This window comes from Ruegeria sp. AJ12 (genome assembly GCF_056536245.1).
Map to the genome: position 1 here is coordinate 1,785,642 of NZ_JBQFJJ010000001.1, position 26,584 is coordinate 1,812,225.

The following is a 26,584-nucleotide window of genomic DNA, read 5'->3' on the forward strand; positions in this document are numbered from 1 at the left end:
CGGCAATCTGTCATTCGAAATCAGCCGGTACCAGAGTGTTCTGCTGCAGGAGATGTTGAAGGACATATGTCACGGAAAGCGCGTCATCCAGTGCATCGTGACCACGCAGCGGTGGATGGTCGATCTGGTAGTATTCGGCCAGTGTGTTGCTGCGCGTTGTCTTAATGTCTTCATAGGGCATTCCGGCTTTCAGCAGCAAATGACAAGCGTTTCCAAATTGTGTCACTGGAATGGGCGGCGTCAGACCTTGCACATAACAACTGATCGCTATCAGGTTGAACTCGTCCTTTCCCCATGACCACAGCTTTTTGCCCGCGGCAAAATCCTTGGTCAGCCTCAGAGCATCCTCAAGTTCAAGCCCGTGTTCATTTATGTTTGTTTCGGTTATGCCCGTGAGCCTTTTGAAAAGCGGATCGAGCTCTGCCTGACCTCCGTCGCGATCCCGAGGCACTACATAGAGCCGCAGGGTATCGATCACTTCAAAGTCATCGCCCAGCCTGACTTTTGTGGCACCAATTTGCGCAACGACCGGGTCCGGGTCATGCGGTCCGCACCAAAATCGCGAGGGCGCGCCCGCAGTGGTAAGAAACTCGCAGTCAAAGACAATTGCGTGATCCATGCTTCTGATTTTCCAAGAACAGTGTTGATGAATGTCAGGTAGTTCACCCGGCGCATGATACAACGACCGGAACCCACCTCATCCGCTGCGCCGAGATCGGAACCTGTTGGCAATGATCTCGGCTTCCCATTGATAAAAAAGGTGGCGCAGACTCAATAATTGCCGGTAAATCCCGGATGGGGCATAACACGGGCTTGCACTCGATTTCCCGCAAGGCGATCCTGACGGAAGTTTGAAGTCCGGAATCCCATGACACAGTCCTCGACCCTGCGCATTGCGAGTTACAACATTCAAAAATGTGTCGGGCTGGATCTCCGGCGTCAGCCGCAGCGAATCCTGCAGGTTCTGGACAAAATGCGGGCCGAGATCGTGGTATTGCAGGAGGCCGACAAGCGCCTGCCGCCCCGACCCGCCGCCCTGCCGCATTTCATGCTGGACGAGGCCGGCTGGCAGATTGTCGATCTGGGCGGGGCCGGCAGTCTGGGTTGGCACGGAAATGCCGTGATCTGGCGGGGCGATCACATCAGGGTCCGCGAATCCGGGCATCATGAGTTACCAGGGCTGGAACCCCGGGGCGCGGTTCGGGTGGAGTTTGACACCCAGATCGGTCCGCTGCGGGTGATGGGGATGCATCTGGGCCTGTTTCCCGCCTCGCGGCGCCGACAGATCACCCATATCCGCCGCTGTGATTCCGGGCTGGACCAGATGCCCACGGTCTGGGCCGGGGATTTCAACGAATGGTCGCGCCAGCCGGTTCTGGACAATCTGGCCCCCGAGATGCGGTTCTTGCCGCCCGTGCCGAGCTATCCGGCCGCTCAGCCTCTCGGTGCACTGGATCGCATTGCCCTCGGAGAAGGCGTCGAGGCATTGGATCACGGTGTACATGAAGATCGTCCGGCACATATCGCCTCGGATCATCTGCCCATCTGGGCAGATCTGCGGCGTCTGACCTGAAACCCGCCGCCCGCAGCCGAATCCCTGTGGTGCTGCGTCCTCAGACATATTAAGACAGAAATCCGTACTATTCCTGAGGGGTGCCATGTCGGACACGATCATCTCGCGGTGCGAGTCCAAGGGGCTGCGCATGACGGGCCAGCGGCGCACCATCGCGCATGTGCTGGAGCAGAGCGAAGACCACCCGGACGTGGAAGAGTTGTATGCGCGTGCCTCCGCGTTGGATTCGGGGATTTCGATCGCCACTGTCTATCGTACGGTGAAGCTGTTCGAAGAGGCCGGGATTCTGGAGCGCCTGGAGTTCGGTGACGGACGCGCGCGCTATGAAGATGCCGAGCGCGATCATCACGACCACCTGATCGACATGCAGTCCGGTGAGGTGATCGAGTTCGTCGATCCCGAAATCGAGGCGTTGCAGGAAAAAATCGCGGCCAAGCTCGGGTACAAACTCAAAGGCCACCGTCTGGAGTTGTACGGCGTACCGCTCGACAAGGACTGATCCATCAGGAAACGCGATTGGCCGCATCACGGCACTTCATCGAAGCTGTCGCAATCGGGCTTGCGGTGTCGGGAAGGATACTATTTTGCTGACATGAGGGCCCGGATTTCACCGGCCCGTCCCTACGGAACCGCGCATGAACAACGTAAACGGCATCCTGCTGCTCATCGGATCGATGGCGGCTTTTGCAATCGAAGATATGTTTATCAAATACCTGTCGGTCAGTGTGCCGACCGGGCAGATTCTGATTGTGCTGGGCGTTTCTTGTGGCCTGTCCTTTGCTGTGTTGTCGGTCGCGACACGAAAACGGATCTTTGACCCGGCTGCGTGGAAGGTCTTGCCGATGGCACGCGCCGCGTCCGAGGGTCTGGGGGCGGTGCTGTTTGTAACTGCTTTGTCCCTGATTGATCTATCCACCGTCGCGGCGGTGTTTCAGGCCCTTCCGCTCGCCGTGACAATGGGTGCTGCGCTGTTTCTGGGTGAAAAGGTGGGCTGGCGCCGTTGGAGCGCCATCGGCGTCGGTTTCCTGGGCGTTTTGATGATCATTCGGCCAGGGCTTGATGGATTCCAGCCCGAAACCTTGTTGGTCGTCGCAACTGTCTTTTTGATTGCCGCGCGTGACCTGATCACGCGCAAGCTGGATGCGCGGGTCGCGTCCACGGTTGTTGCGATGCAGGCATACATCGCAGCCACTCTGGCAGGGGCAGTGCTGATGGTTTCCATCGGTCAGACTTTTGCTCCGGTGCAATCTGCTCAGGTCGTGCCCTATCTGGCGGCTGTGATCTTCAGCATGTTGGGCTATTACGGCATCGTGGCGGCGATGCGGGTGGGTGAGGCCTCGGCCATGATGCCGTTTCGGTATACACGTCTTGTGTTTTCAATGATTGCGGGTGTTCTGATGTTCAACGAACGCCCGGATGCGATGACTCTCGCGGGCGCGACACTGATCATCGGGTCGGGACTCTACACCTTTGTCCGGGAACGCAGACTGGCGCGTCAGATCGCGTTGGCTGCAACCTGAATCCTGTTGGCGCAAACACTTACCTGTCAGCCTCAAAGCCCGGATAATATGCGTGTTAGCGTTAACGCAGACGGTTTACTTTTTGCCGCGTGATGCTATGAGGCTGTCAACCGATTGCAGCCACAGGGACGGGCCTCATGAGCACCATCATCGACATCCACGCACGCGAAATTCTGGACAGCCGGGGCAACCCCACGGTCGAGGTGGACGTGATCCTGGAAGACGGCACAATGGGCCGCGCTGCCGTACCCTCGGGTGCGTCGACCGGGGCCTATGAGGCGGTCGAAAAGCGCGATGGCGACAAGTCTCGGTACCTGGGCAAAGGTGTGCTGGAGGCCGTTGCCGCCGTCAATGGCGAGATTGCCGAGGAACTGGTTGGGTTCGATGCGACCGAGCAGGTGGCCATCGATGCTGCGATGATCGAACTGGACGGCACCGAGAACAAGGGTCGTCTGGGCGCGAATGCCATTCTGGGCGTCTCGCTGGCCACCGCCAAGGCAGCAGCAGACTTCACCACACAGCCTCTTTATCGCTATGTCGGCGGCACCTCGGCCCGTATTCTGCCGGTGCCGATGATGAACATCATCAACGGGGGCGAACACGCCGATAACCCGATCGACATTCAGGAATTCATGATCATGCCCGTCTCGGCTGCGAATATCCGCGAAGCGGTGCGCATGGGCTCGGAAGTGTTCCACACCCTGAAGAAAGAGCTTTCGGCGGCAGGTCTGGCCACCGGTGTGGGGGATGAGGGCGGCTTTGCCCCCAACATCGCAAGCACCCGTGAAGCCTTGGATTTCATCCTGAAATCCATCGAAAAGGCGGGCTACACGCCGGGTGAAGAAATTCATCTGGCTTTGGACTGCGCGGCGACCGAATACTACAAGGACGGAAAATATGTTCTGTCCGGTGAGGGTAAGAGCCTGACCTCGGAAGAGAACGCGGACTATTTGGCGGCGCTGGTCAATGATTACCCGATCATTTCCATCGAAGACGGCATGTCCGAAGATGACTGGGACGGATGGAAAGCCCTGACCGATGCCATTGGAGACAAGGTACAGTTGGTGGGGGACGACCTGTTCGTGACCAACCCGGCGCGTCTGGCCGAAGGAATCGAACGCGGCTGTGCGAACTCGATGCTGGTCAAGGTGAACCAGATCGGCTCGCTGACCGAAACCCTGCGTGCCGTCGATATGGCGCATCGCGCGCGGTACACCAACGTGATGTCGCACCGCTCGGGCGAGACCGAGGACGCCACCATTGCCGATCTGGCGGTGGCGACCAATTGTGGTCAGATCAAAACCGGTTCTCTGGCGCGGTCGGACCGGCTGGCCAAGTACAACCAACTGATCCGTATCGAAGAAACACTGGGTGAAGTCGCCGAATATGCCGGTGCGTCGATCTTGAAGAACCATTGATGTAAGTGGGGGCTTTGCCCCCTTTATTCACTTCCTCGGAAGCAGCCGTGATGCCAATTGGATATAAGCTGCGTGACCCGCGGCCATTACAACGCGAAAACCCTTATACATACTATTTACCAAGCTCCGAAGAGGTGTCTGAGGTTGGTGCTGGGGCCCGTGTGAAACTGATATTTAGCGCTGTACCCATTTCTGAAGAGTACGATGCCGAACGCATGTGGGTTGATGTGATCGAGCGGCAAGGCGAGAAGTTGATTGGGAAACTTGCCAATGAACCTGCAGATATGCCTGGCTTGAACTTTGGAGATGTTGTTGTCTTCGATGCCCACCATATCATCGATATTGAATGGCACGATCAAGAGATTCAAACTAGGTTCGTCAACGATTTTAACAAGTGGTTTGCAAGATGTTTTGTTGATCCGGCGGTGCTGGAAGGTCGCGCGCAGGTTGGCTTTCTATACAGAGAAGATCCGGAACACGACGAAGAAGATACACACCCGGACACAGGATGGCGGATTCGTGCGGATGCAAGACAGCTTTCGGAGGCTGAATATGAATCCTATGATGATATTGTTCCGGAGTATGTCGCCATAGGTGCAGTACTGAATATAGATGATAGCTTTTTGCCCGTACTGGGCGCGCCCGTTGGTAGCCGTTTTGTTCGCTGTGACAACTCTGACCTTTTCAGTGTTGATGAGGAATAGATCAGCGTATCCGCTTTACATCACCTTGCTCATCAGCATGTAGCGTTCACGCGGTTTAAAGCCGGTGCGCAGGTAGAGCTTTTGCGCCGATTCATTTGTGCGGTCGACCTCAAGATGCAGGGCGGTCAGGCCGGCACCCGCAAGGGCTTTGGGCAGTTCCAGCAGAACCTCGGTCGCGATCCCGCGACCGCGCACGGCGGGTCGGATGTAAATCTCGTCAACGAACCCGTCCATGCCGCCAAATTCTACCGACCACCCGAACGTCAGGATGATATAGCCCAGCGGTGCGCGCCCGGGGCCGATCAGGTAAATGCACCCGTGCGGAATGCCGTCGAGGAGAGGCAACAGGGCGGCCCGCCGCTGTTCGGCATCCTGGTCAATACCCTGCTCGGCGTGGAACGCCGCGACCAGACCCGCAAGGCGATCCAGATCATCCGGGCGTGCGAGGCGGAGCGCGGCGGTCATAGCCGCGCCAGACGTTCATTCAGGAGGGCAAAGAAGCCATCCGCATCGATACCGCCTACAAACAATGCATTCGGAGCCCGGTCGGTCACGCCCCACCAATCGGCAACCGTCATGCCCAGGGTCAGGTCCGACTGGGTCTCAATCTCGACATTCACATGACGGCCCGAGAAAAGCTCGGGTTTGATCAGATAGGCGGTGACGCACGGGTCATGCAGGGGCGCGCCCTTGCTGCCATATTTGTTTTTGTCGAAACGTTCGAAGAAATCCGTCATCTCGGCCACAGCAACGCCGACCCTGTTTCCCAAGGCCCGAAATGCGTCGTTGCGCGGTTGGGTGACCAGAGCCTTGTGGGTAACGTCCAGCGACATAACGACAATAGGTCTTCCGGATTTAAACACAACATCAGCGGCTTCCGGGTCGACATGAATGTTGAACTCGGCCGTGGGCGTTATGTTTCCAACCTCGAAATAGGCCCCGCCCATCAGAACGATTTCCTGCACACGATCCACAATATCGGGCGCCTTCTGGAACGCCGTCGCGATGTTGGTCAAAGGGCCCAGAGGGCACAGCGTAACGGTTCCGGGCGGGTGCGACCGCAGCGTTTCGATGATGAAATCGACCGCGTGGCCCTCGGTCAGCGGCATCTGCGGGTCCGGCAGGTCGGGACCGTCCAGGCCGGTTTTGCCGTGCACATGCTCGGCCGTGATCAGCGGACGGTTCAGCGGGCGATCACATCCCGAGTAGACGGGGATCTCGGTGTGACCGGCCAGTTCGCAAACAATGCGCGCGTTTTTGGCCGTCAACTCCAGAGGTACGTTCCCGGCAACAGCGGTGATCCCCAGAACTTCGATGTCCTCGGGGCTGGCCAGTGCCAGCAGGATGGCGACGGCATCGTCCTGTCCGGGGTCGGTGTCGATGATAATCTTGCGCGCGGTCATGGCGGGTCTCCCGGGATATTGAGGGGCGGACACTGGCAAGTGCCGCGCAGCTTGTCCAGCGCTTTCAGGCGTTGGCTGTCTTGTCCACAGGCGGGAGTTTGCCGTTGGCGCGGTGTTCCTCGGTCTTAACCTCGTCCCACAGCGCGTCCATTTCCTGCAGCGTGCTGTCGGACGGGGTTTTGCCCCTGTCGGCCAGTCGTGCCTCGACCTTTTCAAAGCGGCGGGTGAACTTGGCGTTGGTACGGCGCAACGCAGCCTCGGGTTCGATACCCAGATGGCGACCCAGATTGACCATCACGAACAACAGATCGCCGAACTCATCCTCTAGCGCATCCGCGTCCTTGCTGTCGCGCGCCTCCTCCAGTTCGGCGGCCTCTTCGGTGATCTTTGCAAGGACATGGCTGGCATCCGGCCAGTCAAACCCCACACGCGCGGCCCGTTTCTGCAGCTTGTGCGCCCGCAGCAGGGCGGGCAGGTTGGGGGCCACGCCGTCCAATGCGCCTTTCTGCGCCTTGCCCGCTCGTTCGGCTGCCTTGACGGTCTCCCAATCCAGCGTCTGCTGTTCGGCGGATTTGTCGCGCGATTCATCGCCGAACACATGCGGATGGCGCGAGACCATCTTGTCGGACATGGTGCGCACAACGTCCTGAAAGGCGAAATGCCCGGCCTCTTCGGCCATTTGTGCGTGAAACACCGACTGAAACAGCAGATCGCCCAATTCGCCCTTCAGCTCCTCCCAGGCCTGCCGCTCGATGGCGTCGGCAACCTCATAGGCTTCTTCGATCGTGTACGGCGCGATGGTTCCGAAATCCTGTTCGATGTCCCAGGGACAGCCGGTTTCGGGATCGCGCAGGCGGCGCATGATTTCCAGCAACCGTTCGATGCCGGCGTCGGAATCGTGGATCAGCGGATTTTCAGCCATTGCGAAGCCCCTTGTTCCGGTGTCAGATGCATCCATCCCGCAGCTTGGATCAGGAGTCCACCCCATATGCCTGTTGTGAACCGTATTGCTGACTTTGCCGCTGATATGGCCACCTGGCGCAGACACCTGCACACGATTCCGGAACTGGAATTCGAATGCTACGAAACGGTGGCCTATGTGGCGGACCGTCTGCGCGAGTTCGGCGTTGACGAGATGCACGAGGGCATCGCCAAAACCGGTATCGTGGCGATCATCAACGGGCAGGGTGAAGGCCCGACCATCGGGTTGCGCGCCGATATGGACGGATTGCCGATTTCCGAAGAAACCGGAGTGGACTATGCGTCGAAAAACCCGGGCATGATGCATGCCTGCGGTCATGACGGGCATACCACCATGCTGCTGGGTGCGGCGCGATACCTGGCCGAGACCCGGAATTTCAAGGGCCGCGTGGCGCTGATCTTTCAGCCGGCCGAGGAAGAAGGCGGCGGGGCAGATATCATGGTGCAGGAGGGCATTATGGAGCGGTTCGGGATCACCGAGGTGTACGCCCTGCACAACGATCCGGGTAATCCCGAAGGTGCGTTCAACACCACACCCGGCCCGATCATGGCGGCGGTGGATACGTTCGAGATCAACATTCAGGGACGGGGCGGCCACGGCGCGATGCCGCATCAGACCCGCGATCCGGTGATGGCCGCCTGTGGGATCGCGCAGGCCATTCAGACCATTGTCAGCCGCAACCACTATGCGGTGGACGATCTGGTGATCTCGGTGACGCAAATTCACACCGGTACGGTGAACAATGTGATCCCGGACACGGCCTATCTGAACGGCACCGTGCGTACCTTTGATCCGGCCGTGCAGAAGATGGTGATGGAACGGATGGCGCAGATCGTTGCGGGGCAGGCGGCGTCCTACGGGGTTGAGGCCACGCTCGACTATCAGGTGGGGTATCCGGCGACGATCAACAATGCCGAGAAGACTGCCTTTGCGGCAAAGGTGGCACGCGAGGTGTCCGGTGATGACCGGGTTGTCGAGAACATGAGCCGCGACATGGGTGCCGAGGATTTTTCTTACATGCTACAGGCCCGCCCAGGCGCCTATCTGTTCCTGGGGCAGGGCGATACCGCGGGGTTGCACCATCCCAAATACAACTTCAACGACGAGATCGCGCCGGTGGGGGCATCGTTTTTTGCGCGGATTGTGGAAACGGCGCAACCGTTGGGCTGACAGGGGAAAGACATGGCACTGGAAGACGCAAAAAACTACGTGGACGAGGCGTTCACCACCCCCGATCTCAAAGGGCTTTCGCATGAGAACACCTTTGGCGGGGCCACGTCGTTTCTGCGGCGCCTCTACACCAAGGATCTGGCGGGCGTCGACATCGCGGTGACCGGCGTGCCGTTTGATCAGGCGGTGACGAACCGCCCCGGTACACGCCTCGGGCCGCGAGCGATCCGCGAGGCCAGCACGCTGCAATCGCCGGATGCACCCTATGGCTGGCCGTTTGACGCGCTGAGCGAACTGGCCATCGTGGACTATGGCGACATGGCCTATGATTATGCCAATATCCCGGCCTTTCCCGACACGCTGACCGATCATATCCGGACAATCCTGGCCGCAGATGTCGCGTCTGTGACCCTTGGGGGCGATCACTATATCAGCTTTCCGATCCTCAAGGCCTATGCCGAGAAATACGGCCCCATGTCGTTGCTGCAATTCGATGCCCATACGGACACATGGGCAGATGACGACATGTCCCGCGTGGACCACGGAACCATGTTCTACAAGGCGGTGAAATCGGGCATCGTGGACCCCAAACGCTCGGTTCAGGTGGGGATCCGCACCTCGAACGAGGATACGCTGGGCGTAAACATCATCGACGCGCGTGAGGTCTACGAGGCCGGCCCCGCTGCTGTGGCGCAAAAGATCAAGGGGATCCTCGGCGACAGCCCTGTCTATCTGAGCTTTGACATCGACGGGCTGGATCCGGCCTTCGCACCCGGAACCGGGACGCCCGTCTGGGGCGGATTGTCGTCCATCCAGGCCCAGATCATTCTGCGCGACATCGCCGGGATCAATATCAAGGGTGGGGACGTGGTCGAAGTATCGCCGCCGTTTGACACCTCCGGGGCTACAGCGATTGCCGGGGCGCATGTGGCCACGCAGATCATCTGCCTGTTGGGGTGGAGCAAGCTGAAGTAAGACAAAGGATCAGCTTGGATTTGTGGCTTTAACCTTTGGTTAGCCATACATCCGCTATGGCTGGTGCGGGGGCTCAGACGGGATGGGATCAAAAGGCGTATGACTCAATTCAATCAACCAATCGGCGGCAATGATCTGGCGCGGTTTTCCGGGCCGAATACCTTCATGCGGCTGCCGCAGGTGGAGACGCTGGCCGGTCTGGATGTGGCCGTTCTGGGGATTCCGATGGATATTGGCACGTCGTGGCGGTCGGGCACGCGGTTCGGTCCGAAACAGATCCGCAGCGAAAGCGCGATGATCCGGCCTTATAATATGGCCACTTTTGCGGCCCCGTTCGACAGTCTGCAGATCGCGGACATTGGCGATCTGGCGATCAACACATTTTCTCTGCCCGACAGTCTCAAGATCATCAAGGAAAGCTACGATGCCATACTGGCGCAAGGGGTGATCCCGGTGGCAATGGGCGGGGATCATTCGATAACCCTGCCGATCCTGCGGGCGATTGCGGCCAGACACGGACCGGTGGCCCTGGTGCATGTGGATGCGCATGCCGACGTCAATGACGAGATGTTCGGTGAGAAAGAAACCCACGGCACCGTGTTTCGCCGCGCCTATGAAGAGGGGCTGATCGTCCCGGACAAGACCTTTCAGATCGGCATTCGGGGGTCTGGCTATGCGGCGTCGGATTTCACCGAGGCGAAGGACTGGGGGTTCCGCCAGTTTCCCGCATGGGAGCTCTGGCAACAGAACCTGACCATGGTGGGCTCGCAAATCCGCAAGGATATCGGGGATCATCCGGTCTATGTCACCTATGACATCGACAGTCTGGACCCGGCCTATGCGCCGGGCACGGGGACGCCCGAAATTGGCGGGCTGACCACACCGCAGGCGTTACAGTTGATCCACTCGCTGGGCGGTATCAACGTTGTCGGGTGTGATCTGGTCGAAGTGTCCCCGCCTTACGACCCTTCGGGCAACACCGCCCTGACTGCTGCCAACCTGTTGTTCGAGCTTTTGTGCATTCTGCCCGGTGTAACGTCGCGGTAAACGCGGGCGTGGCGGGTTGTTCCGCCAGAGGCGCTCTCTAAGTTCAGGGTGATAGGAGCGAGGCGGATGATGAAAGTGGTATTAGGTGTGCTGATCGGCCTCGTCGTCCTGCTGGGTGCCTATATCCGGCTCGCCCCCTCTGATCCCAACCGTTGGCACGTCGCGTCGCAGATTGAGGCAGACAGGGACATGAAGGGCGGCGTCATGCGTGTGCTTGAAACCGGACCACAGGGTCTGGCGCAGTTCGATAAGATTGCGCGCGCGGCCCCACGCACAACCGTTTTGGCGGGGTCCGTGGGCGAGGGCATGATCACCTATGTCACACGCACGCCGGTGATTGGATTTCCCGATTACACCACCGTGCAACAGGATGGAGATACCCTGCGTGTCCATGGGCGATTGCGGTTCGGGCGGTCAGATTTTGGGGTAAACAGAACCCGCGTCGACGGGTGGCTTGCTCTGCTGTAATTCTGAGGACAGACATCCTTCCTGCACTTCGCGCCACATCGGCACGTTCAGCGACATCTGGCATTGCGCCGTGAACATGCGGCCATCGACCTGCAGGCAGATCATTTCGCCAAGTTCCACACGGGTGCCGGATTTATCGGTACAATAGCAATCCTGTACCTTGCCTCCTGGGCCAACGACATCGGCCAGAGCGGGCGTTGCAAACAGGGCGAGAACCAGAACAAACCTCTTCATGCGCGGCAGCTTAGCACAGGCCGAGGCCTTGACCAAAGCCCCCGGATGATAGACACCGCCCGGATGATCCCCGAAGAACGCCTTGAACAGATCACCCAGCGATTCCAGTACCTCGAAGCGGCCATGGCAGATGGCGCCTCGGGCGGGGACATCGCGGCTTTGGCCAAGGAGTATTCCGACCTCAAACCGGTGGTGGATCAGATCATGGCGTGGCGGCAATTGGTGGGTGATCTCGCCGAGGCACAAGCCATGCTGGCTGACCCGGATATGAAAGAGCTGGCCGAGGAGGAAATCCCCGAACTGCAGGCCCGTATCCCCGAGGCCGAACATGCCTTGCAACTGGCGCTTTTGCCCCGGGACGCGGCGGATGCGCGCCCGGCGATGCTGGAAATCCGGCCGGGAACCGGCGGAGATGAGGCGGCCCTGTTTGCCGGAGACCTGTTGCGCATGTACCAGCGCTACGCCGAGGCGCGTGGGTGGCAATTCGAGATCATCGAGGAGCAGGCCTCGGACCTCGGTGGGATCAAAGAGGTTGTGGCCCATATCAAGGGCGACAATGTTTTTGCCCGGATGAAATACGAATCCGGCGTGCACCGGGTGCAGCGGGTGCCGGAAACGGAAAGCGGCGGGCGCATCCATACATCGGCTGCCACCGTCGCGGTTCTGCCCGAGGCCGAGGACGTGGATATCCAGATCGACGCAAATGACCTTCGGGTCGATACGATGCGCAGCTCCGGTGCCGGGGGCCAGCACGTGAACACCACGGATTCTGCGGTGCGAATTACCCACCTGCCCAGCGGCATCGTGGTTACCAGCTCGGAAAAATCCCAACACCGCAATCGCGAGATCGCGATGCAGGTGCTGAAAACGCGTCTTTATGATCTTGAACGCCAACGGATCGACAGCGAACGGTCTGCGGACCGCGCCAGCCAGGTCGGTTCTGGCGACCGGTCCGAGCGTATCCGCACTTATAATTTCCCGCAGGGCCGCATGACCGATCACCGGATCAACCTGACGCTCTACAAGCTGGATCAGGTGATGCAGGGCGATCTGGACGAAGTGATCGACGCGCTGACCGCTGACGATCAGGCCCGGTTGCTGGCCGAGATGGCGCAATGATCGGCGCACCGACAGCTGCGCAGGCCATGGCTGCGGCAACCGCGCGGTTGCGCGCCGCTGGCGTGGATGATCCCGCCCGCGATGCCCGCCTGTTGCTGGCGCATGCGGCGCGGATCGAGGCCAGCCGCGTCACCCTGATCGCGCCCGAGGAACTGTCCCCGGACATCGCAGAGCGCTATGACCAGCTAATCGCGCTGCGCGCTATCCGCGTGCCTGTCTCGCATCTGCTGGGCGAGCGCGAGTTTTATGGTCGGCGCTTTCGGGTCAGTCGCGATGTTCTGGACCCGCGACCGGAAACCGAAGCGCTGATCGAAGCGGTTCTGAGCGAACCGTTTGATCACGTGCTGGATCTCGGGGTCGGGTCGGGTTGCGTTCTGATCACGCTGCTGGCGGAACGGACCAGCGCCTCGGGAGTCGGCGTGGATCTGAGCGAGGCGGCGTGCCTGCAGGCCAGCGCCAATGCCGTGCAGCACAACGTGCAGGACAGGCTCGAAATCCGGCAATCGAACTGGTTTGACAATGTCGAAGGGCCGTTTGACCTGATTGTCTCGAACCCGCCCTACATTTCGCGCGCGGAAATGGATGCGCTGTCTCCCGAAGTGCGCGATCATGAGCCGCGACTGGCGCTGACGGATGAGGGCGACGGGCTGGGCGCCTATCGCCGCATAGCCGCCGACGCGCCGGATTTCCTGATGCCCGGCGGGCGTCTTCTGGTCGAGATCGGCCCAACGCAGGCCAAATCTGTCGCTGCATTGTTGGATGCGGCGGGGCTTGTGGACATTCTGGTGATCCCCGATCTGGACGGGCGGGACCGGGTCGTTGGGGCAAGAATGCCGGGATAGACCCGCCGACTGAGGCCAAAAAACGCCGGTCCCGGTAAAAAAGCTGCGAAATTTCCGAGAATCCTCTTGTCTGCCCATGCAGGACATGTTTACTCATGTGTAGTCGGCGAGGTTGACGCTGTTTCAGCGCGCCCCTGACGCCAAGCCCAAAATAGTCGACAACTTGGTACGGCAAAAGCCTCAGAGCAGTGCAAAGTAAGGGTTGATTGACAGCGAATTGACAAGGCTGACGTAAAGTAGATGAGATCCTCCAAATCCCGCTCGCGGGCCAAGAACAACCGCAATCGTCCTTCCGGCGGTAACGTCGTAAACCGGGTTTTTGACAGCTCGGGTCCCGAGGGCAAGGTACGTGGCACGCCGCAGCAGATCATAGACAAGTACAACCAGTTGGCGCGCGACGCGCAACTGTCGAACGACCGCGTTGCGGCCGAGAACTTTCAGCAGCATGCCGAGCACTACCTGCGTTTGCTGAGCGACGCGCAGCGCGAGATGGAAGCACGCCGCGAAGAGCAGGAACGGCAGAATCGCGAGCGCCAGGCCGAACGCGATCGCGAACGCGCCGAGCGGCAGGAACGCGAAGCTGCCCGTCAGGCTGACCCCGCCGAAGCGCCGCAGCCTGATGTTCTGGACTTTGGTTCAGAGGCAGCGGCAACGCCCGAATCGGGCCTTGTCGATACCCCGGAAAGCCAGGGTGCCGAGCCTGCGGCTGCCGAGGCAGGCGAGCGCAAGGAAAAACCGGCGCGCAGGCCGCGCACGCGGAAGCCCAAAGCGGCCCCCGCTGCGCAGGAAGAGGCGGCCAGCGATAATGGGGATGCACCCGAAGCGGCCGAGTGACCCTCGGGCATACTCAGTGAATGTCGAAACCCCGGCGACTGCGTCGGGGTTTTTTCTTGTCCGAAGCTTCAGGGGTTTCGAATCTGTCGGCTGAGCGCGCAAAATGCTTCGAGTGAAACCTGTTCCGCACGGTCCGTGGGCTTGACACCCGCCGCGATCAGCCGGTCCTCGATATCTGGTGCCACGCCTTTGAGTGAAGCACGCAGCATCTTTCGGCGCTGATTGAACGCCGCAGCAACAACGCGGGACAGGGTCGCGGCGTCCGCAGGATATCTGGGTTCCGGCAAAGCGGTCAGATGGACCACAGCGCTTGACACCTTGGGCGGCGGGGTGAACGCGCCGGGGGGCAGGGACATTGCAATACGTGCCTTGCAGCGCCATTGCGCCAGAATCGCGAGCCTGCCATAGGCCTTGCTGCCGGGGTGCGCGACAATACGTTCAGCAACCTCGCGCTGAAACATCAGGGTCAGACTTTGCCAGAAGGGGGGCCAGTCGGGTGGCGTCAGCCACCGGACCAGAAGTTCGGTTCCCACGTTGTAGGGCAGGTTGGCGGCGATCCGGATCGGCGGCGTCAGATGCGCCAGCGGATCGATCTCAAGCGCGTCGCCGTTGATCACCTTAAGCCTACCCGGATAGGCCGAGGCGATCTCGTTCAGCGCGGCGATACACCGGGTGTCCTTTTCGACGGCGACAACCCGGCGCGCACCTTCGGACAGCAGCCCCCGGGTCAGCCCGCCGGGGCCCGGTCCGATTTCCAACACGTCGCATTCGGTCAGATCACCGGCCTGACGGGCGATCTTGGCGGTCAGATTGAGATCGAGCAGAAAGTTCTGGCCAAGGGACTTTCGGGCCGAAAGCTGGTGCCTGGCAATGACCTCGCGCAACGGGGGCAGCGCATCGATCCCGCTCATGACCTGGACGCCATTTTCTGCGCCAGTTTCAGGGCTTCGATCAGGCTGGTGGGGTTGGCGACACCCTGTCCGGCGATGTCCAGCGCGGTGCCGTGATCGGGCGAGGTGCGGATGAACGGCAGGCCCAGCGTCACGTTCACGCCCCGATCGAAATCCAGTGTCTTGATCGGTATCAGGGCCTGATCGTGATACATCGCGATGGCCGCGTCATAGCGCGCACGGGCCGCCGCGTGGAACAGGGTATCCGCCGGATGTGGGCCGGTGACCGTGAAACTGCCCGCGTCCAGTTCAGCCAGCATCGGAGCAATCCAGTCCAGCTCTTCCGTGCCCATCTTTCCGCCTTCACCGGCATGGGGATTGAGACCCGCAACAGCAAGCCGGGGATGCCCAATGCCGAAGTGCTGGCGCAGACCCTCTGCCGTGATCGTGATGGTGTCTTTCAGAAGATCCGGGGTCAAGGCGGAGGGCACGCGCGACAGCGGGATGTGAATGGTTGTCGGAACAACCCGCAACTGGTCACTGGCAAGCAACATCACCACCCGGTCGCACCCCGCGAGCGCGCCCAGAAACTCGGTGTGCCCGGGAAAGGCAAACCCCGACCCGTCAATCAGCGCTTTCTTGTGGATCGGTGCTGTGCATAGCGCCGACGCGGCACCGGACTCCACCAGTGCCACGCCGCGTTCAATCGCATCAATCACCGACGGTGCGTTGGCCGGGTCAGGCCGGCCCGGTACGTTCGGAGCCGGAAAGTCCAGGTGCAGCACGGGAAGGGTGTTTGCACTGGCTTCAAGGGTTTCATAAGGATCCGTGATGTGTTGCGTTGGCGTGCCGTCCGGCAAATGAGACGCATCACCGATGTAGAAAAACGGGCAGGTCCCGCGCAGGTGTGCCCACGCCTTGGCTGCGATTTCCGGGCCGATTCCGGCCGGGTCACCGCAGCTGAGCGCGATTGGAGCGATCATTGCTCGATGATTGTTGCGTCGGCGCGCAATTGTTCCAACAGGCTTTCCGAGAATGCCTGAAGCCGCTGCTGTGTCAGGGCATTGGCGACATCCACGCGCGAGGTATCCTCACCCAAATCGCGGGTCCGGTTGCACAGCATAAGGAACATCAGTGTTTGTCCGTTGTTGCGGGTCAGCGCCGTTGACACTTCGTTCGGGTCAAGCTTGGCCAGTTCCACCGCGATGTCTTGCGGGATCTCGGACGGGCTGGCCTCGATCCGCTCCAACACTTCGGGGGGCTGACCCTTGGCGATGCCGTAAAGGTCGTCACAGGTGTCAATGTCCTCCCTCAGGCGGGCGGCGTCGGCCAGCGTGTCCGCGCTGCGCCCTCCGGGCAGGTAATAGATGGCGTAGTCAATGTTCGAGAAACGCGGGGCGCTGGTCGCGACCTCGCGCAATCCGCGCAACTGGAACAGGGCGACGGCGTTGGGCAGCGTTATCGGATCGGTGATTTCGCCATTCTGAAGCCCCAGGATCACCGGTTGCAGTGCCGGCGGCAGGTTGGTGATATTGAGCCAGTCCAGACGCCCGCCATTCTCGCGGGTTGCGGCTGCCGAGTATTGGGCTGCGGCAGATGAAAAGGCGTCGAACCCCTGCAACTGCGCGATCTCTTCGCCCAGCAACTCGGTTTGCGCCAAGGTCTGCGGATTCACCGGAATGATGATTTCGGACAACAGAACCTGCAGACCCCCGCCGCCGGTCTGACCCAAAGCACGGTTGATTTCGTCGTCCGTGGGTCTGGCCTGAGACAGGAAACGGGCACTTACGTAGTCCCGCCAGGACAATTGGTCGGCCACATAGTCGCGAACGGTTTCCGGATCGACACCCTCATTGTCAAGCAGTTGCAGGAACTGCTCGGTGCTCAGCCGGCCACGGCTGGCAAATTCGTCGATGCCCAATTGCACGTCTTCAGGCGCGGCCTGGATGCCGGCATCGCGCATCGCCTGTTTGCGCAGGCGGTCGTCAATCAGGGCCTGCCGCACGTCGTCCTCGGACCCGCCGGGCAGGCCGAGCGCATTGAGGAACTGCTGACGCTGTTCCAACTCGTACCAGGTGACGATGTCCTGGTTGACGCGGATCGCCGGTGAAAACAGGCTTTGCGCGCCTGCCTGAGACGTTGCGAAAGCCAAGATTGTTGCGGCCAGAGCCGGAGCCGTCGGCTTGGACAAGCCGGACCGAAGAAACCTGATGAAACCTGATATCAACTGCATGTTCTCTTATACTTTTTGCCGCCGCCTTCTATGGCGTACCCCGTCAGCGAAAGGGTAAAGCCGAATTCCGTCGTAGGCTCAATAGTTGATGTCGATGTAAAGCGCCGACTTACGGACATGTTAACCTGAACACATTCGTTCTGGTAGGTCACCCCGAGGCCAAGCCGGATCGGTTCGGATTCGCTCAGATCATAGCGTGCCTCGGCTCGGGTCAGCCAGTTCTGGTCGACCTGGTATCGCCCGCGCAGCCAGATTTCGGAGATTTCGCCATCATTCTCCGCCGGGTCGTCCTCCTGCCAGATATAGCTGCCGGACAGGCCGGAACCGTCCTGGTTCCATTCACCGCGAATTTCCGCCTTGGCAAAGCTGAAATCGCCGTCAATCAGGCCGCGCCCAGCCAGAGACCAGCCGTTTGCCGTCCTGATCTGCCCCGCCAGCAACAGGTCCGAAGATGTGCCTTGCAGACCGGATGTGAGTGTGAAATCCGGATCGGCGTCGGCGCGAAAGACCTGCCCAACCGTTGCCAGGGCTTGCCATCCACGGGTGTCATACCGGGCCCAGTTCATGCCGACGACGGCAGTTGGACCGTCCTCGCGCCGGTCCTCGGCAGGGAAACGCGACAACGACAACAGGTTGCCCTGGTCGAACTCCTGAAAGGTGCTTTCATCGATGGGAACGTCGGTGTCCGAGACGTGGGTCCATCCGAATTGCGCAATCGGTTCCAGAAACTGTGTCGCACCGGACTTTTCGCGGCGCGTCATCGGATATCGCAGGGTCAGGGCCACCCGAGGGGTCGACCGTGTGACCTGATCGGGAAATTCGCTGTCATGCCGGATATTGAACGTGTCCACTGACGCACCGATTTCAGCATCGGCCCGCAAACCCGAGGCAAAGGTCCAGCTGCGCAGCCATTCCGCGTCAAAGGTCGCGCGGGCAACGTCGCGACCGACGATGTCTTCGTCGCTGGTGCGCTCGTGGGCGTGAGTAATGAAACTCAGACGAACTTCGCCTCCCAAGGTGCTGGGAAAAAACCGTTTTTGGTAGTTCAGATCAAAGACGCGCGATGGAATTTCATCCTGATCCTCGCTGTCACGCAATGTCTTGAAATAGATCAGGCTGGTCTTGAAAGCGGTGTCCCGCTTGATCCGTTCCAGTGAGATTTCGCTGCGTAGGCGATCCAGATCCGGCAGGCCGTAGTCAACCAGATAGGCGTCATCTGACGTGGTCTGAAGGTTGAACGTCAGCCGATAGTCGTTCTTCAGGTCGAACCAGCCGTTGGCGAACAGATACCCGCGATCCTGATCGGGTTGCTGGTCGTCGCGGGTGAAGGCGCCCTCGATCTGGATGCGCCCGTTCACAAAGGCCTGCCGGTACCGATAACCCAGTGTCCGGGTTTTGCGCGAGATGTACGGCGTCAGCGTCAAATCCTTATGATCGCCGATCTTGAAGAAATAGGGAACCTGAACGCCCGTCCCCAATTGTGAGGTTGTGCGGATCGACGGCGCCAGAAATCCGCTGGCACGCTCCAGTGTCGGGTCCGGCAGGCGCAAGTACGGGAAATAGAAGACCGGGTAGTCGAGAACGCGCAACTGCGCGCCTTCAAAATACAGCTGACGCTCCAACTGATCATGCGTGACCTTGCGTGCCCGGATCTGCCACAGCGGCGGTCTTCCGTCGGCGCAAACATGGCAGGACGTCGCAGAGACCTTGCTGAATTGCGTATATCTGCCGGCGGCGCGTCTGCCCTGCACGGAGGCGATCTGAACCTGCTGATCGAACACCAGCCGCGCGCCTGTCAGCAACCCGTTTTGCAGGCCGCTGTCCAGTTCCGCGGCGTCTGCGAGCACTGTTGAGCGTCCACCCTGATCAATGCGAATGGGGCCTTCGAGCGTCAGTTGCCCCGTATCGCGATCATAGACCACACGTTGCGCAGTCAGTTTCACATCGCCTTGAAACGCCTCGACATTGCCTTCGGCCACCAGCTTGCGCTCGGGGGTGATAAAGACTTTGTCGGCCACTAGGAGCGCCGGTTGAGCCTGTTCGGGCGCATTTTGGCTGGTATTCTGAGCAGGGGAAGTCTGAGCCGACAGGCCAATCGGCAAAACCAGCGCCAGGGCGTTTGTCACCAAAAAGGACGTGATGCGTCGCATCAACCGTCCTCCGCATGCAGCAACAGGCCCAGAGACAGTAGAATTGCGGCAAAGGGTGGCGCCCAGGCGGCGACATAGACGGGCAATTGTCCGTTTTCTCCCAGAATCTGCGCAAAGTTGCGGACGAAATAGATGGCGAACCCCAGCAGCACTGCCGTCAGCACGGCAATCCCGGTGCCGCCGAACCGGACGTGACGCATGGTGAAGGCTGCTCCGATCAGAACCATCGAGACCAAAAACAACGGGCGCGCCAACTGGACCTGCAGCCAGACCTCGTATTGTTTTGTCGAGAACCCGGCCTCGCGCAGATCGCGGATCAGCTGTGGCAGGTCATAGACGGAAACCGAATCCTGCTGTCCCAGCGTGTCCAGTATGCGTTCCCGCGTCAGCGAGGTCGGAAGTTCCAGCCGTTGATGTTGTACAGACGTCGTCTCGGGGTTCACGCCATCCACGAAGGTCCAGACCTTGGCATCGGACAGAACCCACTTGCCGTCGTCCAACTCTGCCCGGTTGGCAATGATCTGCTGAGTCGGTTTGCCGTCCGGTGAGAAGGAAATGATCGTCACATCGGTTAGACGTAAACTGTCTCCGTTCCCGGTGCCCTTCGCATGAATGACCGATTGGCCGGCGTCAGACCCTTGTCTGAGCCACAGACCCTCGCCACTGATGGACAGTGCGGAACTGCCATCGTTGCGCAGCGAGTCGGACAGGCGCTGATACGCCTCGGAGGTCGCGGCCGCGATCGGATTCAGCAGCGCAACCGCCAGCGCGCCGATCGTCAGAGCCAGCAGCACAGGGGCCACAAGGGCACGGATGCCGGATCGCCCGATTGCGCGCGTCACCACGAGTTCCGAACTGCGGGCCAGGCCGATGAACAGAGCGATTGTGGCCAGGATGATCAGCAAAGGCAGCATTTCGCTGATGGCTGCTGGCGTATTCAGTAGCGTCAGGTGCAGCAAACGGCCAAAGGACAGATCAATGTCATTGAAACGGCGCACCTGTTCGATCAGGTCGATCAGAATCATCAGCGTCAGAAAAACGCCGCCAATCACCAGAAAGCTCTGCAGAAAACGGCGGGCAAAATAGCGGTCCAGGATCACGGTGCTGTCCCCGCAGGGCTTGCGAAGTGGGGGTTCAGGCCAGATTCGTCCCCGCATGTGATCATGCGCGACGGCCTATGCCTGCCGTGTAGTGCCACTTCATTCTCCCCCGAGCCTGCCGGTCATTTTTTCGAGACCTTAATGCAATTGAGGGGCGGGGAAAACTGCTATCTGGTCAAGCCGGTCGGTGCGGGCTAGGTCTTGTGGAACAGAATTTGAGGAGTTTGCAATGAGCAGTCTTGTTCCGGTCCGCTTTGAGGCTTTTGATGTAGATGCGATGGCTCAGGCCGAGGGGCGGGTGGCTATCATCATCCCATCCGACGGCAAGATGAACCCTGCGGCGCGGCGCGCCAACCGGCTGACGCGGGGCGCGGTCGCGCGGCTGGTCGAAAGCGAGAAATTCGGTAAGGCCAAAACCGGTGACGTGATCTCGATGGCTTGGCCAAGCGGCATGGCGGCCGTGGCCCTAGACGTACTGGTTCTGCCGCGCAGACCCGACAATGACGAGGCACGCAAGGCGGGCGCGGCTCTGGCAAAGCTGGCTGGCGGCAAGGGCATCCTGGTGATGGCGGGCAATCAGGTCCGGTGCGAAGATCTGGCGCTGGGCATGGCCCTGCGCAGCTATGATTTCGATGCGCACAAGACCAAGGAAAACGAAGAGTCTGGCGCGGTTACGATCAGCCACTCGAAACATGACGAAGTCGAGAGCGTATTTGCGCCGCTATACGGTGTTGCCGACGGGGTTCGCATGACGCGGGATCTGACGAACGAGCCCGCAAACGTTCTGACCACAACCGAATTTGCCGACCGGTTGGTCGAAATGAAATCTCTGGGCCTCGAAGTCGAAGTGCTGGACGAGGCCAAACTGGCCGAGCTGGGCATGCGGACGCTGCTGAGCGTGGGGCAGGGGTCGGACAGCCCCTCGAAGGTTGTCGTCATGCAGTGGAAGGGCGGAGACAAGGATGACGCGCCTTTGGCTCTGGTGGGTAAGGGGGTCGTGTTCGACACCGGTGGTATCTCGCTGAAACCCTCGGCCGGTATGGAAGACATGACCATGGATATGGGCGGCGCGGGCGTTGTTGCGGGCACCATGCGCGCGTTGGCCAAGCGCAAAGCCAAGGCCAATGTCGTGGGCCTCGTGGGGCTGGTCGAGAACATGCCGTCGGGCAACGCGACCCGTCCGGGCGATGTCGTGAAATCGATGAAGGGCGACACGGTCGAGATCATCAATACCGACGCCGAAGGGCGATTGGTGCTGTGCGACGTCATGTGGTACGCGCAAGAGCGGTTCGAACCTGTTGGCATGATCGATCTGGCCACGCTGACCGGCGCGATCATCATCGGTCTCGGGCATGAGAATGCCGGGGTGTTTTCCAACAATGACACCTTCTGCGACGCGTTCCTGAAATCGGCCAAGGCCGAAGATGAGGGCGCATGGCGGATGCCGCTGGGCGAGGCCTATGACAAGCAGCTCAAGTCACGCATTGCGGACATGAAGAATGTCGGCGGACGGCCCGCCGGATCGATCACTGCAGCGCAGTTCCTGCAACGGTTCGTCAAGGACGAGACGCCCTGGATCCATCTGGACATCGCCGGCGTCGCCTCGGTGTCGTCGGAAACGTCCTATGCGCCCAAAGGGGCGACCGGGTGGGGTGTGCGCGCGCTCAGCCGGTTCGTGCAGGACAATTTCGAGTAATCGCATGGGGGCCGTCTATTTCTACCACCTGACCCGTCAGCCGCTGGAGCGGACCCTGCCGGTTCTTCTGGACAAGGCACGACGGGCCGGGTGGCGGATTGCCGTGCGGGGCACCGATCCCGCGCGGATGGATTGGCTGGACGAGAAACTGTGGCTGGGGCCGGAAGACGGGTTTCTGCCGCATGGGGTTGCGGGTGGGGCGCATGATGCGGCGCAACCGATCCTCCTGACAACTGCCATTGAGGCGGCCAACAGCCCGTCCTGCGTCATGGCGGTGGATGGTGCCCCGGTCGCGCCGGGCGAAGTGGATGCGCTGGAACGGGTTTGCATCCTGTTCGATGGAAATGATGATCAGGCCCTCGACCACGCCCGTACGCAATGGAAAGACCTCACGGGTGCCGGTTGTTCGGCCCAGTACTGGTCCGAGGAATCGGGGCGGTGGGAGAAGAAAGCCGAGGCGTAAGACCTTGCTTTGAAAAACATTTCAGGAGAGTGACAGATGGAAATGAAGCCTTTGGGCCGCACCGGGATCATGGTGTCGGATTTGTGCCTTGGAACGATGACCTTCGGCACCCAAACGTCCGAAGCAGACGCCCATAAACAGATGGATCTGGCGCTGGAAGCCGGGATCAATTTTGTGGACGCGGCCGAGATGTATCCGGTGAACCCGATCTCGAAAGAAACCGTGGGCCGCACCGAGGAAATTCTGGGCAACTGGAACGCGGCCAACCCGTCCCGCCGGAACGACTATGTCCTGGCGACCAAACATTCCGGCGCGGGGTTCTCGCATGCCCGGGACGGCGCGCCGATCTCGGGCCAGACGATACCCGACGCCATCGAAGGGTCCTTGCGCCGCCTGCAGACAGATTGCATCGATCTCTACCAGTTCCATTGGCCCAATCGAGGCAGTTACATGTTCAGGCAGAACTGGAACTATGCGCCGTCCGGGCACAACACCAATGAAGTTCTGGACAATATGCAGGACTGTCTTGAGGCCCTGCAGTCTCAGGTGGACAAGGGGAACATCCGGGCCTTTGGCCTGTCCAACGAAAGCGCCTGGGGTACGGCGCAATGGTTGCGGATCGCTGAACAGATGGGTGCGCCGCGGGTGGCCTCGGTGCAGAATGAGTACTCGCTGATGTGTCGCCATTTTGATACGGACATGGCCGAACTGAGCATGCATGAGGATGTCGGTCTGATGGCGTTCTCTCCGCTGGCGGCCGGGTTTCTGACCGGGAAATACCAACATGACGCGGTACCGGAAGGGTCGCGCATGTCACTGGTGCCCGAAATGGGAGGCCGCAAGTCCAGTCGTGTGTTTGATGCGGTCGCTGCTTATCTGAACGTTGCCGAGCGCAACGGACTGGACCCTGTTCACATGGCGCTTGCCTGGTGCCGGACTCGGCCTTTCCTGCTGTCGGCGATATTCGGGGCGACGTCGGTCACGCAGTTGGAGCATATTCTGGCCGGTGCGGATGTGGAGCTGCCCAAAGAGGTGCTGACGCAGATCGGGGCAGCGCATCGCGCCCATCCGATGCCGTTTTAGGGGGGCTCTGCCCCCGCCGCGCCTTGCGCGGCCCCCCCGAGGTATTTTTGGCCAGATGAAGGGGATCCGGTCAGTGATGGGTGGGGTGCACACGCGCTTGCCTGAGGTCGCGGGCGGACCTGCCATGCGCCGTGCGGAACGCCCGTGCAAAGCTGGATTGTGAGGCAAAGCCGGTGGCCAAGGCCACATCCATCAGGGGCGTGTCGGTATCCGCGACCAGACGGCGCGCCTCGGCCAGGCGCAGCTGCAGATAGTGATCTTGCGGCGTGGTGTTCAGCCGCAATCGGAATTGCTGTTGCAGCGTGCGAGAGCTGGTCCCCAGTTGGTCGGCGATGCTTGCCAGCGGCAGGGGATCGTCCAGAGACGCCTGCATCAGCGCGTTGGCTTTGGCCGTCAGGGCAGAGTGGCGATGCGGCGCACCGGTCCGGCTCTGCGGTTTGGACGCTTCGGGTGCGCCATCGTAGAGGAACAGGCCTGACACCCGCGCGGCAAAGCCTGCCCCGTGGCGGGCGGCAATGATGTGCAGCATCATGTCCACAGCCGGGATGGCACCGCCCGATGTCAGGCGATTCTCCGAAACGGTGAACCGGTCCGGACGGACGTCGACATCCGGGAAGCGGGCTGCAAAGGTTTCCAGGTCTTCCCAGTGGGTTGTCGCCGCGTGCCCATCCAGCAATCCGGCTTCGGCCAACAACCAAGGCCCGCCATCGATACCGGCCATCGTCGCGCCGGACTTTGCTATACGGCGCAGGCCGGCCAACAGGCTGGGCGTGGCGTGGCGCACCAACTGGAACCCGGCCACCACGATCATCAGGTCGCAGCCTTGCAGCCTGGCCAGCGGAATGCCGGGGACACTCAGCGCGCTGGTCAGCGTGGCGGGTTTCGCGGTCGCAGTCACATAATTCCAGTCAAACGCGGGCCGGTTTGCCAACCGGTTGGCCGCGCGCATGGGATCAACGGCCGAGGCAAAGCTGAGCGTGTTGCAGTCGTCCAGCACCAGCACCGCCGTTTTCAGGGCGCGATGTTCGGGTTGGAGGAAGTTTTTTGCGGATTTCATCAAGTCTGATTCGCATATTGGCAAGTTGTTGTGCCAAGGCTGCGTCAGACTCGCCTGCAAACGCAATTCGGAATCCGGGGAGAAGTCTGGGGAAAACCCAAGGCGAAAGCCGGTATAACCTGGGGAAAACACAATGCCGCTGGAAATGAACCGCGACGTCTTTATCACCTGCGCCGTGACAGGCTCGGGCGGAACGCAGGATCGCAGCCCGCATGTGCCGCGTTCGCCGCAACAGATTGCCGACAGTGCGATCGCGGCGGCCAAGGCCGGGGCAGCGGTGGTGCATTGCCACGTGCGCGACCCGGAAACCGGGGCCCCAAGCCGTCGGCTGGACCTGTATCGTGAAGTGACGGACCGCATTCGCGAGGCCGAGGTCGATGTGGTGCTGAACCTGACCGCGGGTATGGGCGGCGACATGGTGTTCGGCCCGACCGAGGCGCCGCTGCCGCTGCGCGAGGACGGCACCGACATGATCGGGGCCGCTGCGCGTATTGAGCATGTGGCCCAGTGCCTGCCCGAGATCTGCACGCTGGATTGCGGCACGATGAACTTTGCCGAGGCCGACTACGTCATGACCAACACGCCCGGTATGCTGCAGGCGATGGGGCGCATGATGACCCATCTGGGCGTCAAACCCGAGATCGAAGCCTTTGACACCGGTCATCTGTGGTACGCGAAACAACTGGTGAAAGAGGGCGTGCTGGACAGTCCGGCCCTGGTGCAACTGTGCATGGGGGTGCCCTGGGGCGCGCCGGATGACCTGAACACGTTCATGGCCATGGTGAACAACGTACCCGATGACTGGACGTTCAGTGCCTTTTCGCTGGGTCGCAGTCAGATGGCCTATGTCGCAGCGGCTGTACTGGCCGGTGGCAATGTGCGCGTCGGACTGGAGGACAACCTGTGGCTGGGCAAAGGCGTTCTGGCCGAAAACTGGCAGCTGGTCGAACGCGCCGGGACCATCATCGAGAACATGGGCGCGCGCGTGATCGGGCCGCAGGAGGTGCGCCAAAAGCTGGGGCTGGTGAAACGGGCACCGGTGGCGGCATGATTCGCCGGGCGCTGATTTCGGTGATCACGCTCGTTCTGGCGGTGCCCGCCTGGGGCGCACCCTATCGCGACCGGACCGTTGAAATGAGCACGGTTCAGGAGTTGGACATTCAGCGGTATCTGGGCCTTTGGTACGAAATTGCCAGGTTTCCCAATCGGTTCGAACGCGGCTGTGTGGGCGTGACCGCCGAGTACGGCTTGTTGGATGACGGCAAGATATCGGTCACCAACACCTGCCGGGAGGAAACACTAAGCGGCCCTGTTCGGCAAGCAGAGGGCACCGCACGTGTCGAAGGACCCGGAAAGCTCTCGGTGACCTTTGTGCCATGGTTGCCGTTTGCGCGCGGAGATTATTGGGTGCTCGGCCTTAGGCCAGACTATTCGGTTGCCGTGATCGGCGCTCCGCGCGGAACGACGGGTTGGGTTCTGGCCAGACGGTCACAGATTTCCGGGGAAGATCGGGACTGGGCCGAGTCAGTTTTGCAGCGAAACGGCTACGAGACCGAGAAACTGCTCGATGTTCTTCAATTCCAGCCGAACGATTAACACAGGCGACCCGGGCGTTTTGCTCGC

The 26,584-nt window shown here is 60.7% G+C and carries 28 protein-coding genes; 17 read left to right on the top strand and 11 right to left on the bottom strand.

The genetic code is table 11. The features are described from left to right. Positions 1-10: 10 nt before the first annotated feature. Positions 11-619, bottom strand: coding sequence for a 3'-5' exonuclease family protein (locus ACR3E0_RS09050; RefSeq protein ID WP_480478238.1), 609 nt, complete (start codon positions 617-619; stop codon positions 11-13). Positions 620-868: 249 nt separating this feature from the next. Between ACR3E0_RS09050 and ACR3E0_RS09055 the strand changes: the two genes are divergently transcribed. The 5 genes from ACR3E0_RS09055 to ACR3E0_RS09075 all read left to right on the top strand — a co-directional run bounded on the left by ACR3E0_RS09055 (position 869) and on the right by ACR3E0_RS09075 (position 5,215). Beyond that, entirely contained in the window at positions 869-1,573 is a 705-nt protein-coding gene (locus ACR3E0_RS09055; RefSeq protein ID WP_480478240.1) for an endonuclease/exonuclease/phosphatase family protein, read from the top strand. A gap of 85 nt (positions 1,574-1,658) precedes the next feature. Beyond that, positions 1,659-2,072 (top strand): Fur family transcriptional regulator, encoded by a 414-nt coding sequence (locus ACR3E0_RS09060; protein ID WP_480478242.1) that lies wholly within the window; start codon positions 1,659-1,661, stop codon positions 2,070-2,072. 136 nt (positions 2,073-2,208) lie between these two features. After that, a complete protein-coding gene (locus ACR3E0_RS09065; RefSeq protein ID WP_480478244.1) occupies positions 2,209-3,093 on the top strand; it encodes a DMT family transporter in 885 nt (294 codons plus the stop codon). A 137-nt stretch (positions 3,094-3,230) separates the two neighbouring features. Then, positions 3,231-4,511, top strand: coding sequence for a phosphopyruvate hydratase (gene eno, locus ACR3E0_RS09070; protein ID WP_480478246.1), 1,281 nt, complete (start codon positions 3,231-3,233; stop codon positions 4,509-4,511). Positions 4,512-4,561: 50 nt separating this feature from the next. Next, positions 4,562-5,215 carry an immunity protein Imm33 domain-containing protein gene (locus ACR3E0_RS09075; protein ID WP_480478248.1) on the top strand — a complete coding sequence of 218 codons (654 nt, stop codon included), beginning with the start codon at positions 4,562-4,564 and terminating at the stop codon, positions 5,213-5,215. Between the two features lie 15 nt (positions 5,216-5,230). Here the strand turns inward: ACR3E0_RS09075 and ACR3E0_RS09080 are convergent, their stop codons facing one another. From ACR3E0_RS09080 to mazG, 3 genes are all read right to left on the bottom strand, one after another. After that, positions 5,231-5,680, bottom strand: a complete 450-nt coding sequence (locus tag ACR3E0_RS09080) for an N-acetyltransferase family protein (protein WP_480478250.1) — start codon at positions 5,678-5,680, stop codon at positions 5,231-5,233. Continuing rightward, complete coding sequence (locus ACR3E0_RS09085; RefSeq protein WP_480478252.1) at positions 5,677-6,618, bottom strand: nucleoside hydrolase; 942 nt, start codon at positions 6,616-6,618, stop codon at positions 5,677-5,679. The genes ACR3E0_RS09080 and ACR3E0_RS09085 overlap by 4 nt, the downstream gene beginning before the upstream one ends. 64 nt (positions 6,619-6,682) lie before the next feature. Next, positions 6,683-7,540: a nucleoside triphosphate pyrophosphohydrolase gene (mazG, locus tag ACR3E0_RS09090; RefSeq protein ID WP_480478253.1), complete on the bottom strand. Its 858-nt coding sequence runs from the start codon at positions 7,538-7,540 to the stop codon at positions 6,683-6,685. A 66-nt stretch (positions 7,541-7,606) separates the two neighbouring features. On the opposite strand from mazG, the gene ACR3E0_RS09095 reads away from it, so the two are divergent. The 4 genes from ACR3E0_RS09095 to ACR3E0_RS09110 all read left to right on the top strand — a co-directional run bounded on the left by ACR3E0_RS09095 (position 7,607) and on the right by ACR3E0_RS09110 (position 11,260). After that, complete coding sequence (locus tag ACR3E0_RS09095) at positions 7,607-8,770, top strand: M20 aminoacylase family protein (RefSeq protein ID WP_480478255.1); 1,164 nt, start codon at positions 7,607-7,609, stop codon at positions 8,768-8,770. Positions 8,771-8,782: 12 nt separating this feature from the next. Further along, positions 8,783-9,745: an agmatinase gene (gene speB / locus ACR3E0_RS09100; RefSeq protein ID WP_480478257.1), complete on the top strand. Its 963-nt coding sequence runs from the start codon at positions 8,783-8,785 to the stop codon at positions 9,743-9,745. Positions 9,746-9,844: 99 nt separating this feature from the next. Further along, a complete protein-coding gene (gene speB / locus ACR3E0_RS09105) occupies positions 9,845-10,792 on the top strand; it encodes an agmatinase (protein ID WP_480478259.1) in 948 nt (315 codons plus the stop codon). Positions 10,793-10,861: 69 nt separating this feature from the next. Next, positions 10,862-11,260 (top strand): DUF1499 domain-containing protein, encoded by a 399-nt coding sequence (locus ACR3E0_RS09110; protein ID WP_480478261.1) that lies wholly within the window; start codon positions 10,862-10,864, stop codon positions 11,258-11,260. On the opposite strand, the gene ACR3E0_RS09115 is transcribed toward ACR3E0_RS09110, so the two are convergent. After that, the gene (locus ACR3E0_RS09115; protein WP_480478263.1) at positions 11,207-11,494 is read right to left on the bottom strand and encodes a hypothetical protein; all 288 of its coding nucleotides are present in this window, start codon (positions 11,492-11,494) and stop codon (positions 11,207-11,209) included. The genes ACR3E0_RS09110 and ACR3E0_RS09115 overlap by 54 nt on opposite strands. A gap of 63 nt (positions 11,495-11,557) precedes the next feature. Here ACR3E0_RS09115 and prfA point away from each other — a divergent pair, with 63 nt between their 5' ends. The 3 genes from prfA to ACR3E0_RS09130 all read left to right on the top strand — a co-directional run bounded on the left by prfA (position 11,558) and on the right by ACR3E0_RS09130 (position 14,289). Continuing rightward, positions 11,558-12,613, top strand: coding sequence for a peptide chain release factor 1 (gene prfA, locus ACR3E0_RS09120; RefSeq protein ID WP_480480997.1), 1,056 nt, complete (start codon positions 11,558-11,560; stop codon positions 12,611-12,613). Beyond that, positions 12,610-13,455, top strand: a complete 846-nt coding sequence (gene prmC, locus ACR3E0_RS09125) for a peptide chain release factor N(5)-glutamine methyltransferase (protein ID WP_480478265.1) — start codon at positions 12,610-12,612, stop codon at positions 13,453-13,455. Before prfA ends, prmC begins: the two co-directional genes overlap by 4 nt. Positions 13,456-13,695: 240 nt before the next feature. Next, positions 13,696-14,289, top strand: coding sequence for a DUF4167 domain-containing protein (locus ACR3E0_RS09130; protein ID WP_480478267.1), 594 nt, complete (start codon positions 13,696-13,698; stop codon positions 14,287-14,289). Positions 14,290-14,357: 68 nt separating this feature from the next. On the opposite strand, the gene rsmA is transcribed toward ACR3E0_RS09130, so the two are convergent. The 5 genes from rsmA to lptG are packed head-to-tail and all read right to left on the bottom strand — an operon-like array spanning position 14,358 to position 20,662. Further along, positions 14,358-15,200 carry a 16S rRNA (adenine(1518)-N(6)/adenine(1519)-N(6))-dimethyltransferase RsmA gene (gene rsmA / locus ACR3E0_RS09135; protein WP_480478269.1) on the bottom strand — a complete coding sequence of 281 codons (843 nt, stop codon included), beginning with the start codon at positions 15,198-15,200 and terminating at the stop codon, positions 14,358-14,360. Next, positions 15,197-16,162 carry a 4-hydroxythreonine-4-phosphate dehydrogenase PdxA gene (gene pdxA / locus ACR3E0_RS09140; RefSeq protein WP_480478271.1) on the bottom strand — a complete coding sequence of 322 codons (966 nt, stop codon included), beginning with the start codon at positions 16,160-16,162 and terminating at the stop codon, positions 15,197-15,199. The genes rsmA and pdxA overlap by 4 nt, the downstream gene beginning before the upstream one ends. Next, positions 16,159-17,412 (bottom strand): peptidylprolyl isomerase, encoded by a 1,254-nt coding sequence (locus ACR3E0_RS09145; protein ID WP_480478273.1) that lies wholly within the window; start codon positions 17,410-17,412, stop codon positions 16,159-16,161. Before ACR3E0_RS09145 ends, pdxA begins: the two co-directional genes overlap by 4 nt. Then, positions 17,403-19,562 carry an LPS-assembly protein LptD gene (locus tag ACR3E0_RS09150; RefSeq protein ID WP_480478275.1) on the bottom strand — a complete coding sequence of 720 codons (2,160 nt, stop codon included), beginning with the start codon at positions 19,560-19,562 and terminating at the stop codon, positions 17,403-17,405. The genes ACR3E0_RS09145 and ACR3E0_RS09150 overlap by 10 nt, the downstream gene beginning before the upstream one ends. Continuing rightward, a complete protein-coding gene (lptG, locus tag ACR3E0_RS09155) occupies positions 19,562-20,662 on the bottom strand; it encodes an LPS export ABC transporter permease LptG (protein ID WP_480478277.1) in 1,101 nt (366 codons plus the stop codon). The genes ACR3E0_RS09150 and lptG overlap by 1 nt, the downstream gene beginning before the upstream one ends. 229 nt (positions 20,663-20,891) lie before the next feature. Between lptG and ACR3E0_RS09160 the strand changes: the two genes are divergently transcribed. Genes ACR3E0_RS09160 through ACR3E0_RS09170 form a run of 3 tightly spaced genes read left to right on the top strand, consistent with a single transcriptional unit; the run spans position 20,892 to position 23,904 of the window. Then, on the top strand, positions 20,892-22,358 hold the full coding sequence (locus ACR3E0_RS09160) for a leucyl aminopeptidase (RefSeq protein WP_480478279.1): 1,467 nt from the start codon (positions 20,892-20,894) through the stop codon (positions 22,356-22,358). 4 nt (positions 22,359-22,362) lie between these two features. Next, a complete protein-coding gene (locus tag ACR3E0_RS09165; RefSeq protein ID WP_480478281.1) occupies positions 22,363-22,821 on the top strand; it encodes a DNA polymerase III subunit chi in 459 nt (152 codons plus the stop codon). Between the two features lie 36 nt (positions 22,822-22,857). Then, positions 22,858-23,904, top strand: a complete 1,047-nt coding sequence (locus tag ACR3E0_RS09170) for an aldo/keto reductase (protein WP_480478283.1) — start codon at positions 22,858-22,860, stop codon at positions 23,902-23,904. Positions 23,905-23,974: 70 nt separating this feature from the next. Here ACR3E0_RS09170 and ACR3E0_RS09175 read toward each other — a convergent pair whose 3' ends face one another. Beyond that, positions 23,975-24,961 carry a GlxA family transcriptional regulator gene (locus ACR3E0_RS09175; RefSeq protein ID WP_480478285.1) on the bottom strand — a complete coding sequence of 329 codons (987 nt, stop codon included), beginning with the start codon at positions 24,959-24,961 and terminating at the stop codon, positions 23,975-23,977. A 133-nt stretch (positions 24,962-25,094) separates the two neighbouring features. Between ACR3E0_RS09175 and bcoG the strand changes: the two genes are divergently transcribed. Then, complete coding sequence (gene bcoG / locus ACR3E0_RS09180) at positions 25,095-26,012, top strand: 3-dehydrocarnitine:acetyl-CoA trimethylamine transferase BcoG (protein WP_480478287.1); 918 nt, start codon at positions 25,095-25,097, stop codon at positions 26,010-26,012. Continuing rightward, positions 26,009-26,557 carry a lipocalin family protein gene (locus ACR3E0_RS09185; protein WP_480478289.1) on the top strand — a complete coding sequence of 183 codons (549 nt, stop codon included), beginning with the start codon at positions 26,009-26,011 and terminating at the stop codon, positions 26,555-26,557. The genes bcoG and ACR3E0_RS09185 overlap by 4 nt, the downstream gene beginning before the upstream one ends. Positions 26,558-26,584 lie beyond the last annotated feature (27 nt).